Annotated in this window: 12 protein-coding genes and 1 pseudogene; 4 read left to right on the forward strand and 9 right to left on the reverse strand. The window is 72.8% G+C overall.

The window, feature by feature from the left end:
- Nucleotides 1–14: 14 nt before the first annotated feature.
- The 5 genes and pseudogenes from ACZ3X1_RS09270 to ACZ3X1_RS09290 form a co-directional block, all read right to left on the reverse strand.
- Nucleotides 15–863, reverse strand: a pseudogene (locus ACZ3X1_RS09270) (class E sortase); the annotation flags it as partial.
- Complete coding sequence (locus ACZ3X1_RS09275) at nucleotides 845–1,483, reverse strand: aminodeoxychorismate/anthranilate synthase component II (protein ID WP_356814451.1); 639 nt, start codon at nucleotides 1,481–1,483, stop codon at nucleotides 845–847. The gene ACZ3X1_RS09275 and the pseudogene ACZ3X1_RS09270, both read right to left, overlap by 19 nt.
- Nucleotides 1,480–1,656, reverse strand: a complete 177-nt coding sequence (locus tag ACZ3X1_RS09280; RefSeq protein ID WP_030011120.1) for a hypothetical protein — start codon at nucleotides 1,654–1,656, stop codon at nucleotides 1,480–1,482. The genes ACZ3X1_RS09275 and ACZ3X1_RS09280 overlap by 4 nt, the downstream gene beginning before the upstream one ends.
- 89 nt (nucleotides 1,657–1,745) lie before the next feature.
- A complete protein-coding gene (locus tag ACZ3X1_RS09285) occupies nucleotides 1,746–2,540 on the reverse strand; it encodes a class E sortase (RefSeq protein WP_467278147.1) in 795 nt (264 codons plus the stop codon).
- Nucleotides 2,512–3,285 (reverse strand): DUF881 domain-containing protein, encoded by a 774-nt coding sequence (locus ACZ3X1_RS09290; RefSeq protein WP_356814449.1) that lies wholly within the window; start codon nucleotides 3,283–3,285, stop codon nucleotides 2,512–2,514. Before ACZ3X1_RS09290 ends, ACZ3X1_RS09285 begins: the two co-directional genes overlap by 29 nt.
- Before the next feature lie 91 nt (nucleotides 3,286–3,376).
- Between ACZ3X1_RS09290 and crgA the strand changes: the two genes are divergently transcribed.
- Nucleotides 3,377–3,631: a cell division protein CrgA gene (gene crgA, locus ACZ3X1_RS09295; RefSeq protein WP_030011117.1), complete on the forward strand. Its 255-nt coding sequence runs from the start codon at nucleotides 3,377–3,379 to the stop codon at nucleotides 3,629–3,631.
- 115 nt (nucleotides 3,632–3,746) lie between these two features.
- Here crgA and ACZ3X1_RS09300 read toward each other — a convergent pair whose 3' ends face one another.
- Together ACZ3X1_RS09300 and ACZ3X1_RS09305 are read right to left on the reverse strand one after the other, a co-directional pair.
- Nucleotides 3,747–4,622, reverse strand: a complete 876-nt coding sequence (locus tag ACZ3X1_RS09300) for a rhomboid family intramembrane serine protease (protein WP_390075386.1) — start codon at nucleotides 4,620–4,622, stop codon at nucleotides 3,747–3,749.
- Nucleotides 4,623–4,764: 142 nt separating this feature from the next.
- Nucleotides 4,765–5,292: a peptidylprolyl isomerase gene (locus ACZ3X1_RS09305; protein WP_031155984.1), complete on the reverse strand. Its 528-nt coding sequence runs from the start codon at nucleotides 5,290–5,292 to the stop codon at nucleotides 4,765–4,767.
- A gap of 147 nt (nucleotides 5,293–5,439) precedes the next feature.
- Between ACZ3X1_RS09305 and ACZ3X1_RS09310 the strand changes: the two genes are divergently transcribed.
- Complete coding sequence (locus tag ACZ3X1_RS09310) at nucleotides 5,440–6,165, forward strand: DUF5324 family protein (RefSeq protein WP_467278155.1); 726 nt, start codon at nucleotides 5,440–5,442, stop codon at nucleotides 6,163–6,165.
- A 75-nt stretch (nucleotides 6,166–6,240) separates the two neighbouring features.
- On the opposite strand, the gene ACZ3X1_RS09315 is transcribed toward ACZ3X1_RS09310, so the two are convergent.
- Nucleotides 6,241–6,765 (reverse strand): LysM peptidoglycan-binding domain-containing protein, encoded by a 525-nt coding sequence (locus ACZ3X1_RS09315; protein ID WP_467278157.1) that lies wholly within the window; start codon nucleotides 6,763–6,765, stop codon nucleotides 6,241–6,243.
- A 184-nt stretch (nucleotides 6,766–6,949) separates the two neighbouring features.
- On the opposite strand from ACZ3X1_RS09315, the gene ACZ3X1_RS09320 reads away from it, so the two are divergent.
- Nucleotides 6,950–7,855 carry an ATP-grasp domain-containing protein gene (locus ACZ3X1_RS09320; protein WP_467278160.1) on the forward strand — a complete coding sequence of 302 codons (906 nt, stop codon included), beginning with the start codon at nucleotides 6,950–6,952 and terminating at the stop codon, nucleotides 7,853–7,855.
- Nucleotides 7,856–7,943: 88 nt separating this feature from the next.
- Nucleotides 7,944–8,105: a hypothetical protein gene (locus ACZ3X1_RS09325; RefSeq protein ID WP_356811259.1), complete on the forward strand. Its 162-nt coding sequence runs from the start codon at nucleotides 7,944–7,946 to the stop codon at nucleotides 8,103–8,105.
- A gap of 108 nt (nucleotides 8,106–8,213) precedes the next feature.
- On the opposite strand, the gene ACZ3X1_RS09330 is transcribed toward ACZ3X1_RS09325, so the two are convergent.
- Entirely contained in the window at nucleotides 8,214–11,456 is a 3,243-nt protein-coding gene (locus ACZ3X1_RS09330; protein ID WP_467278164.1) for an AfsR/SARP family transcriptional regulator, read from the reverse strand.
- Nucleotides 11,457–11,489: the final 33 nt, after the last annotated feature.

Consider the following 11,489-nt stretch of genomic DNA (forward strand, 5'->3'; position numbering starts at 1 on the left):
TGCTTGATTCGTCCTTAGCTGGTCAGCGCGGGCGGCGGGCCCTGGCTGCGGGGGCGTTCCTCGGTCATCCTGCCCCATACGATCATCCGGTAGGTGCTGGTGAACTCAGGGGTGCAGGTGGTCAGGGTGATGTACCGGCCCTCGGAAGTGAACCCCGAGCCCTCCGGCACGGGCTTGATCACCCCGACGTTGGTCGGCGGCGTCTGCGCCAGCGACGAGGTCGTCTCGTACGTGTAGTAGGCGTCCCGGGTCTCGACCACGACGGGATCCCCGGGCACCAGCCGGTTGATGTAGCGGAACGGCTCTCCGTGGGTGTTGCGGTGTCCGGCCACCGCGAAGTTGCCCTGCTTGTCGGCCGGCATCGCGGTCTTCAGCGCGCCCTCGCCGTAGTGCCCGACCATCCCCTTGTCCAGCACCTTCGCCTTGCTGGTGCCCTCGGCGACGGGGACCTTCACGTCCAGCTTGGGGATGTGGAGGATGGCGAAGCCCTGGCCCGGCTCGAAGGCCGTCACGGGCGGTGCGGCGGCGCCTCCGTCCGGCCGGCGCTCCCAGTTCTGCAGCAGGGAGCCGGCGGCGCCGTTCGCCGTCCGCTCGGCCAGCACGTTCGTGTACCAGAGCTGGTAGGCGACGAACAGCAGCATCACCAGGCCCGCCGTGATGAAGAGCTCCCCGCCCAGCCGGCTCGCGATGACCGCCGGGCCGCCGGACGCCGGCCGCTTGCGCCGCCGCCCGCCCCGCCGCCCGCCCCGCCTCCGGGTGTTCCTGGCGGCCCGCTTGGCGGCCTCCTGAGCTGCCCTGCGTCGCGCGGCCCGGCCCTCCGTGGGCGCGGACGGCGCGACCGCGGTCACGCGACGGCCTTGCCCACCACCGGGGCCAGCCCCACCGAGCGTTCCACCGCGCCCGCGTCACCGCAGCGCACCAGCCAGTTCGCGAGCATGCGGTGGCCCCATTCGGTCAGCACCGACTCGGGGTGGAACTGCACGCCCTCGACGTCGTGCTCCCGGTGGCGCAGGCCCATGATGATCCCGTCCTCGGTCCGGGCCGTGACCTCCAGGACGTCGGGCAGGGTCGCGGGCTCGGCCGCGAGGGAGTGGTACCGGGTCGCGGTGAACGGCGAGGGCAGTCCCTCGAAGACGCCCAGGCCCTCGTGCTCCACGGGCGAGGTCTTGCCGTGCAGCAGCTCGGGCGCCCGGCCCACGACGCCTCCGTAGGCGACCGCCATCGACTGCATGCCGAGGCACACGCCGAAGACGGGGACACCGGTGTCGGCGCAGTGCCGGACCATGTCGACGCAGACGCCCGCCTCCTCCGGAGTGCCCGGCCCGGGGGAGAGCAGTACGCCGTCGAAGCCGTCCTGCGCGTGGGCGAGGGCGACCTCGTCGTTGCGCAGCACCTCGCATTCGGCTCCGAGCTGGTAGAGGTACTGGACCAGGTTGAAGACGAAGCTGTCGTAGTTGTCTACCACCAGAATGCGTGCGCTCACGGAGTGGCTCCCGATCCCTCGTCCACCGTCACGTCGTTGAACGGAAGGAGCGGCTCGGCCCATGGGAAGACGTACTGGAACAGCACGAAGACCACGGCGAGGACCAGTACGAGAGAGATCAGCGCGCGTACCCACGCGTTGCCCGGCAGATGCCGCCAGATCCAGCCGTACATGCCGCCTGATTCCTTTTCGTCCACATTCGTTCACTGCACCGCGGGGGCGGTACGCGAACAGACTAAAGCCAGCGGCCCGGCGGAGGGGGTCACCTGGAGGAACCCCCCGGTCGGCCCTGTCCGCCGGCGCGCGTCCCGGTCAGTTCCGCCCACACCACCAGCCGGTGGCTGTGTCCCCATTCCGGGTCGCAGGTGGTCAGCGTGAGGTACCGGCCGGGTGCGGTGAAGGGGGACTTCTGCGGGACCGGGTCGACCACCCCGACGTCGGTGGGCACGGTGCGCAGGGGCCCGCCGCGGATCGTGTACGTGTACCAGGTGCCCGCGTCCCTGAGGACCACCTCGTCCCCCGGACGCAGCTTCGGGAAGTCCTTGAAGGGATCTCCGTAGGTGCGGCGGTGGCCGGCCACGGAGAAGTTCCCGACGGCCCCGAGGCGGGCGGTGGAGGCGTAGTGGCCCAGGCCCTTCTTCAGCAGCTCGGCGTCCGTGCCCTCCAGGACGGGCCGGACCCAGTCCGGGCCGAAGCGCGGGACGTACATCTCGGCGAAGGCCCGGCCGGGGGCGTACCGCGGCTCTTCCGGCGCGGCGGAAGCGGCCGGTGCCGGGGCGGGCCCGGAGGTCGCGGCCGGAGCCGCTGACGGGGCCGCCGAGGCGGCCGCGGAGGGGGCCGCCGACGGGGCTCCTGCCGCCCAGCGGTCGCGCAGCCGGGCCATCTCGCCGTCCGCGGCCCGGTCCGCCTCGACCCCGGTCCAGAGCAGGACGTAGGCGACGAAGAGCACGATCAGCGTGCCGGCGGTCAGGCACACCTCGCTGAACGCCCGTACGGCCAGGCGCAGTACGACGTCGGGACGGACCCGGTCACGGGGTGGTGGCCACCGGCTTCGCATAGTGGAGGTCCACTGTGCCGGAGTAGGGGGGAAGTGTCAGCGCCTTGTGCTCGTCCACTTTCCAGCCCAGGCCGTAGGCGTTCACGTACAGCTGGTAGTTCTGCAGGGCGGGGGAGGCGGCGAGGGCTTTCTTCAGCGCCGCGGGGTCGCCGACGGCCGAGATCTTGTACGGCGGCGAGTAGACCCGGCCCTGGAGGATCAGGGTGTTGCCCACGCAGCGCACCGCGCTGGTGGAGATGAGCCGCTGGTCCATGACCTGGATGCCCTCGGCGCCGCCCCGCCACAGGGCGTTCACCACCGCCTGGAGGTCCTGCTGATGGATCACGAGGTCGTTGGGCTGCGGCTCGGGCACGTTGGGGATGCGGGCGGTGGCGTTCGGCGGGGCGTCGTTGAGGGTGACGGTCAGGCCCTTGCCGGAGAGCTCCTCGGTGCCGGAGGCGGCACGCAGGGCGGCCAGCTTCGCGTCCTCCGCCTTGGTGCTGCCGTCGTCGCGGTCGGCGAGGGCGTCCACGCGGCTGCGGGCCACCCCGGTGCTCTCCTCCAGCTCGGCGTTGTCCTGGCTGCGTTCCTTGATCAGGTCCGACAGCTTGAGGAGGGAGGCGTCCGTCCGGATGTTCGTACCCTTGGACGTGTTGAAACTGGTGACGAAGAGCAGCCCGGCGAGGGCGAAGACGGCGGCCGTCAGCAACCGGACCGGCCTGGCCCGGCGACGGGGACCCGCGGAGGAGTCGTCTGAATTGCTCAACGTACCCTTCTCCTTCAACGCCACAGGTCCACTACGCTAACGGACGCCCGGGGCAGGCAAGGTCCCCAGCGCATCGACAGGAGAGCCCCTCGTGCCGAAGTCACGTATCCGCAAGAAGGACGACTACACGCCGCCGCCCGCGCGGCAGCCGCAGAGCATCCGGCTGACGAACCGCAGCTGGGTCGCCCCGGTCATGCTGGCGTTCTTCCTGATCGGTCTCGCGTGGATCGTCGTCTTCTACGTGACCGAGACCCAGCTGCCGATCGAGGCTCTGGGCAACTGGAACATCGTGGTCGGTTTCGGCTTCATCGCGGCGGGATTCGGCGTTTCCACGCAGTGGAAGTAGCACGCCGCAGTCCCTGACGGAAGCTCTCCCCATGAGTTATCCACAGCGTCATCCACACCTGAGGAAAAGACAGAAGATCTGTGGATAACTCTGTGGAGAGTTGACGCCGGTGTGATCAGGTGAGTTCCGCCGTACGGAGCATGATCAGCGCTGCTGCCAGCAGGAACACCACCGCACAGGTGCCCCACTGGACGATTGCGCGATGCTTCGCGGCGGTGGGCGTGAGCATGCCCAGCCCGACCAGCGCACCGGTGATCAGCCCGCCCACGTGGGCCTGCCAGGACACGCGCAGGTAGCCGCCGAACGGTACGAAGGTCAGCACCAGCATCAGCACGACCATGATGATCAGCGGCCGCATCTCGTACCGCAGCCGCCGCGCCAGCACCACCGTCGCGCCGAGCAGGCCGAAGATCGCCCCCGACGCACCGACGGTCGGGACGTTGGGCTCGGTCAGGAGATAGACGAGGGCGCTCGCGCCCAGGCCCGACAGCAGATAGACGGCCAGGTACCTGCTGCGGCCGAGGGCCGCTTCCAGCGGACCGCCGATGACCCACAGCGCGATCATGTTGCTGATGATGTGCCACCACTCGACGTGCAGGAACACCGAGGTCAGCAGTCGGTGGTACTCACCTGCGGCGACGCCCCGGAGGGGGCCGCCGGGGTAGTCGACGTACCCGCCGAGCAGCTGCAGCTGCACCGCCGACGCCGGAGCCAGCAGGCCGGCGAAGAAGACCGCGGCGTTGATCCCGATGAGGATCTTGGTGACCAGGTGGGGATCCTCGGCGACCACGCCGCCCGCGATGGTGCGCGCCGCGTTGGCGGTGGGGCGGTGCCCGGTCCCAGAGCCCTCGCGGACGCATTCGGGGCACTGGAAGCCGACCGACGCGCTGATCATGCACTCGGGGCAGATGGGGCGCTCGCAGCGCGTGCAGGTGATCCCCGTGTCGCGGTCCGGGTGGCGGTAGCAGCCGGGCAGACGGTCGGTGTCCATCGGTCCCCTCGGTCGGCGGCAGGGGGGTGCGCCCCGCCGGTGCGGTACGTATCCAGTACGGACGGGCGGGGCGGAAAGGTTCCCGGAGGCGGACCGGGGCGGAGCCGGGCGGCTCGGGCGGAGCGGTGAGGGGGGCGGCCCGTCAGCGCTTCTCGACGACGACGGACTTGATGATCACGTCCTCCAGCGGCCGCTCGGTGCGCGAGTTGGTGGCGCTGGCGGCGATGGCGTCCACGACCTTCCGGCTCGCGGGGTCGGTGACCTCGCCGAAGATGGTGTGCTTGCGCGTCAGCCAGGCGGTGGGGGCGACGGTGATGAAGAACTGCGAGCCGTTGGTGCCCGGGCCGGCGTTGGCCATGGCGAGCAGGTACGGCTTGGTGAAGGCCAGGTCGGGGTGGAACTCGTCCGCGAACGCATAGCCGGGACCGCCGGTGCCGTTGCCGAGCGGGTCGCCGCCCTGGATCATGAAGCCGCTGATGACGCGGTGGAAGACGGTGCCGTCGTAGAGGGGGTCCGTGGTCTTCTGGCCGTCCGTGGGACGGGTCCACTCGCGGGCGCCCGTGGCGAGCTCGACGAAGTTCCGGACGGTCTTCGGAGCGAAGTTCTCCAGCAGCTCGATCTCGATGTCGCCGTGGGTGGTCTTCAGGGTGGCGTAGAGCTTCTCGGCCACGGATCTGCCTTCCATAGTCATCACTGTCGGTCCAGATGGTCGCACGGAGCGCTCCGCGGCACTGAAATCCTCCACCCGTATGCCCTGTCACGCATGCCTCTCGAGGCTGTGGCAGGCATGATCCGACAAAGGGTGGAAAGGTGAACTGTGTCCGCCACCGAGGAGGAGGATCCCGTGACCGGCAAGGACAGCGCGCGCCTGGCAGCCGAGAGCGCCAAGGAAAGCGTGCGGTACGCGGCTGAAATGGTGGCGCCGTACGCGGAATCCGCCAGGGACGCTGCGGCGCACTACGCACATGAGGCCAACGAACGGCTGTCGCCGATGGTGTCCCAGGCTGCCACCGGCGCCGCGCGCCAAGCCCGGATGACCTACGACTGCCATCTGCACCCCCGCCTGAAGGCGGCGCGGGCGCACGTGCCGCCACCCGTTGACCGGGCTGCGACGAAGGCGGTCCACCAGACGCGTCTGGCGGCCCGTCAGGCGGCCGACTACACACAGCCGAAGATCGAGAGCGCCCTCGCGGCCGCCACCCCCGTGGCCGAGGAGGCCGCAGCGCGGTCGACCGCGGCGCTGGCGGCGCTGCGCGGCCAGGTGACGGCGAAGGAAGTGCAGAAGCTCGTGCGCAAGCACGAGCGGGCACAGCGCCGCGGCCGGGCCCTGCGCGGGGCCGCCCTGGTGGGCCTGCTCGCGGCCGGCGCCTACCTGGCGTGGCGGTGGTGGGACCAGCAGTCGAACCCGGACTGGCTCGTCGAGCCGCCGGCGGCGACCGAGCTGTCGGACCGGGACGCCGCACCGGCGAGCTTCGACGACGAGCTGGCGGAGAAGGAGCGCGAGGCCGGTTCTTCGGAACCGGAGCCGGGCCCCGGCCACTAGGCACGTTCAGTTCCGCGGACGGGGAAGGGCCCGCACCCCTCAGGGGGTGCGGGCCCTTCCCCGTCCGCGTGCGGGTCAGCCCGGGAGCGTCAGGACCGCGCCCGGCGGCACGAGGTCGGGGTTGGCGCCGATGACGGCCCGGTTCATGGCGTAGAGCTCGCGCCAGCGTGCCTCGTTGCCGAGCTCGCGGCCGGCGATCGCGGCGAGCGTGTCGCCCTGCTTGACGGTGTAGGTGCGCTTCTCGGCGGCCGGCTGCGGCTTGCCCACCGGCGCCGCGGGCACCGCCTTGTGCGCGGCCGAGTGGGGCGTCGGCGTGTGCGCCGCCCCCGGCCGTGTGGACGGCGGCGCGGCCTTCGGCATCACGGCGGGCCTGGGCGGTGCGGGCACGGCCTTGTGCGCCGCCGAACTGGGGGTCGGGGTCGCGGGGGCCGGCCCGGGCCTGGGCGGCGCGGCGGCCGCCATGCGCTCGGCGGCGGCCCTGGTCGCCGAGGCGGCGTCGGCCGCGGCGCTCCTGGAGGGACCCGTCCCCTTGTCCGCCCGCTGCTGCACCTGTTCCTGCGCCTTCTTCTTGTCGGACTTGAGGAAGTCGAAGATTCCCATGTCTGTACGCCTCCGGCGTGAGGGCCCCCCTGGTGTCGATGCCCTTCCCCCCACTGTCCGCCACCGGGCGGCGGGCGGCCCAGCGACGGGGCCGTCCGGGGGACTCGCGGGGCGCGGGAACCGCCCGGGAAGCGACCGGGAAGACCTGGCCCGAACATCGTGGGACACGATGGAGGAGAAGACTGTGATCATCAGACAGGCCGCCGAGCGCGTGGTTCTGGTCAGGCCCGGGCCGGGGCTCCTGCACGCCGCGGTCGTGGCGGGCCTGGACGTCTGGGTGGTGTCGGACCCGGCGGCACGGCCCCCGGACGCCCCCTTCCCCTCCGAGCTGCCGCCGCCGCGGATCCTGCGCGCGGACTTCGACGACGCCGCCGCGCTGCGGGCCCTGCTGACCGAGACGGTCCGGCGGCACGGCATCGGCCACGTCCTGTACCTCGCGAGCGATCTCGGAAGGGGCCTCGGCAGCGGTGCGGCGGCCGCCGCCGAGGACGTGCTGAGGGACCTCACCGAGCCCCGCCCGGACCCTGCGGGCGGGCTGCCGGACGCGGTCGCGGTCCGGCGCGTCCTGAACCAGAGCCGGACCTCGGCCGTACGCGCCGAGGAAGCGCGGACCGTGGCCGAGGCCCGCGCGCTCGCCGAGGACTTCCCGCTGCCCGTAGTCATCAAGTCCGCCGACGAGTCCGGCTGTTGGTGGACCGTACCGGTGCACGACCGGTCCGGACTCGACCGCTGGGCCGAGCAGGCCCGCACCGCGCGCCACAGCGCCCCCTACCTCGTCGAGGAACTCCTGACGGGTTCGAAGTTCCACGTCGAGACCCTCACCGTCGAGGGCATGCACCTGGTCGCGGGGATCACTCCGGAGGGGAACGCGCCACCGCTGCCCGAGGCGGAGCGGGCCGGGATCCGCGCGACCGTACGGGCCCTGCTGGACCTGGTCGGCTTCGAGTGCGGCACCACGCGGACGGACGTGCTGGTCGGCGCGCGGGGATCGCGCATCGCCGCGGCCGTCGAGCCGGACCGGGAACGGCACCGCGACGGCCCTTCCCGTGCCGCCGCCGCGAGCGGTAGCGAGAGGGGAACGGACCGGTAAGGGACTGGGCCAGTCTGTGTCCTGTCGAAAGCGGCACCCGCCACACGGGAGCCGCACACCGGGCACCACACACCAGGGGGTTCAGCACATGCGCAGCAAGCTGGTCGGACTGATCGGGATCGTCGCGGTGGCCCTGGTGACCGGAGCCGGTGTGACGGCGCAGACGGCGGACGCCGGCCAGCCCGCCGGGTACGAGGTGCTCGCGGACGACAAGGGCCCGGGTGCCCCCTCCCCGCGCCCCGCCCCCTGACCCGGCCGTCCCTTGAGCCGGCCGTCCCTTGAGCCGGACGAGGGCCGCGCAGGACCTGCGAAGTGCCCCGTACCGGATCCGCGGTACGGGGCACTTCCCCGTGCGGGGTCAGTAGGCCCGGCGGTGCGCCGGTAGACCCATGACCTCGAACAACGCCTCCGCCGCCGTGCGGTGTCCGGCCGCCGCCGACGGATCCCCGAGCGCCTCGGCCGTGTGGGCGAGGCCCACCAGCGCCGCCGCCTCCTCGGCCCGGAAGCTCATCGGCGACGCGATCTTGTGGGCATGGGCGTGCAGGTCCAGCGCCGCCGCGTGTTCCCCCCACGTCGCGTGGAGCCGTCCCAGGACGTTCTCCACCTTGGCGAGCCGGATCGGGGCACCGCTCGCACGGCCGAGGACCAGGGCCCGCCCGGCGAACGCCCGCGCCGCCACGCCGTCCTCGCGCTCATGGGCCACCCGGGCGGACAGCGCGAGCACCAGGGCGACGTCCCCCGGCGACCTCGCCTCGTCGCACAGGTCCCGGGCCCGCTTCAGCGTGGCGTCCGCGTCCGTGTACTCCGCAAGGCCCACCTGCGCGAAGGCCAGGTCGGTCAGGGCCGCGATCACATTGCTGCGGTAGCCGAGTTCGCGGCCGATCCCGATCGCCCGGCGGGCGGCGGCGGCCGCTTCCGGATACCGGCCCCACCGCTCGTACAGCGTGCTGAGCGAACTCAGGGTCTCGGCCTCCGCCCGGGGGTTGCCCAGGTCCCGGGCCATCGCGACCGACCGCTCCAGCAGCGGCAGGGCCTCTCCGTACCTCCCGAGCATCGACATCAGCAGTCCGGTGGTCGAGTCGCTGTGCGCCTCGGTGTGCCGGTCCCCGGCGCGCACCGCGGTGTCGCGCGCCTCCCTGGCCACGTCCAGGCCCTCCTCGAAGCGGCCCAGCTTCCAGCAGGCGGCGCCCAGGTTGGCCAGGCTGATGCCCAGCACGGCCGGATCGTCGAGCCGGCGGGCCGCGGCGACGGCCAAGTGCCCGACGCTCCAGAACTCGTCGAGCTGCCCCTGCGCGTGCAGGTGGAATCCCACGTTGCGGCTCAGACACGCCGCGTACCGGTCGTGGCCGGACCGCTCGGCGAGGGCCACCGCCGCGAGCAGCCCGGCCTGTTCCCGGTCGAACCAGCTCACGGCCTCGTCGGCGCTCCGGAAGGACGGCCGCTCGCCCGGGTAGGACGGGATCCCGGTGGGCCGCTGCTCGCGGCCCGGGAAGAGCACCTCGCAGGCCGCGTCCGAGGTCGTCATGTAGTAGCCGAGGAGCCGCTCGACGGCCGCCGCGTCGTCCTGCGCCGTCGCCGGACCGCGCAGGCTCTGCGCGAAGGTGCGCACCAGGTCGTGGAAGGTGTAGAGCCCGATGTCCGGCTGCTGTACGAGATGGACGTCCAGCAGGAACTCCAGGGCGTCCTCGGCGTCCCGGACGGCCGTGCCGAGGAGCGCGGCCGCCGAGTACACGTCGGTACCGGCGCACGGATACAGGCTGAGGATGCGGAACGCGGTGCGGTACTCCTCGTCCATCGCCAGGTACGACAGGCGCAGGGTCGCCGCGACGCTGCGCTCCCCCGAACTCAGCTCGTCCATCCTGCGCGTCTCGTCGCGCAGCCGCTCGACGAGGTAACGCACCGTCCAGCGGGGCCTGTTGCGCAGCCGGGCCGTCGCGATCCGCAGGGCCAGCGGCAAGTGGCCGCACAGCTCGGCCAGTTCGGCGGAGGCCTCCGGCTCGGCGGTCACCCTGGCGGTGCCGAGCGTCTCGGTCATCAGGCTGGTGCTGTCCTGGGGCTCCATCATCCCGATGGACACCCACTCGACACCGTCGAGGTCGAGGAGCCGCCCGCGGCTCGTGATCAGGACGAGGCAGCCCGGCGAGGCCGGCAGCAGCGGCCGGATCTGCGGGGCGTCCACCGCGTTGTCGAGCAGCAGCAGCACCCGCCGGCCGTCCAGCTTCGCCCGCCACAGGGCGGTGCGCCCCTCCAGGTCCTCCGGGATGCGGTCGCCGGGTGTGCCGAGGGTGCGCAGCAGGCCGTCGAGCGCGGCGGCGGGCGAGACGGGACTGGCGCCCGGGGTGAAGCCGCGCAGGTCGACGTGGAGCTGCCCGTCGGGGTAGCGGCCGGCCAGCTGGTGGGCGGCGTGCACGGCGAGGGTGGTCTTCCCCATGCCGCCCATGCCGTCGACGGCCACGATCCGGGAGTACCTCTCGCCGCCCCGGCAGGCGCCCCGTGCGTAGTCGAAGAGGCGGCTGAGCTCGCGGGCGCGGCCGGTGAAGTCGGGCAGGTCGTACGGCAGGGTGCACGGGGCGTCGTCCGGCGCGGCCCCGGACTGCGAAGGCGGCAACCGCTGCGGCTTCGAAGGCGGTTGCGGCTGCTCGGGCACCGGCCGCGCGAGGGCAGCCGCCCCGGGCAGCGGGCCTGCCGGGCCCACCGGTCCGGCCGCGTCCGGCTCGGACTGCGCCGGTACGGGCCCGGGCGCCGCCCCGGAGGCCGGCCGCTGCGGGGCAGGCCGCTCGGGAGCCGGCCGCTGCGGGGCGGCCAGCTCCGGGTCGTCCCGCAGGATCGCCTCGTACAGCTTGGCCAGCCGGGGCCCGGGGTCGATCCCGAGTTCGTCGACGAGCAGCCCGCGGACCTCCCCGTACTCCCTCAGCGCCTCCGCCTGCCGTCCCGAGCGGTACAGGGCCAGCATCAGCTGCCCGCGCAGCGTCTCCCGCAGGGGGTGCTGCGTGATCAGTGCGCGCAGGTCGGAGACCAACCCTCCGCTCTCGCCGAGCGCGAGGGACAGGTCGAAGAACTGCTCGGCCGCGGCCAGCCGACGCTCCTCCAGCGCCGTCGCGGCGGCCTCGATCACCGGCCCGCCCGTGCCGGACAGCACCGAGCCCCGCCACAGCGCGAGAGCGGACCGCAGGTGCTCGGCGGCCGCCGGGCGGTCACCCTCCCGCAGCGCCTGAGCCGCCGCCCTGGACAGCGCGTCGAACTCCCGCAGGTCGACCTGCCCGTCCGTCACCACGGCCCGGTAGCCGGGCCCGTCGGTGGCGATCACCGCCGACCCGGTGGGGATGCGCCGACGCAGGTCGGCGACGGCCTTGCGGACCTGGTGCGCGGCGGTCGCCGGCGGGTCCTTCTCCCAGGTCGCCTCCACCAGCCGGGCCACGGGCACCACCCGGCCCGATTCGAGCAGCAGCATGCAGAGGACCCGTTCCTGGATCGATCCCCCCAGCCGCAGCCGTGCCCCGCCCGCCCAGCCTTCGAGTGAGCCGAGCACGTTGAAGCGCGGAGGGTCCCCCTCAAGACCCCTCGTGCCTCTCCTCCAGGTCTCCGTATCCGCCCCCGCCATCGGAATCCCCCCGTAAGCACAGGCCCTGACCAG

It is taken from the genome of Streptomyces sp. NPDC023541 (assembly GCF_055559995.1).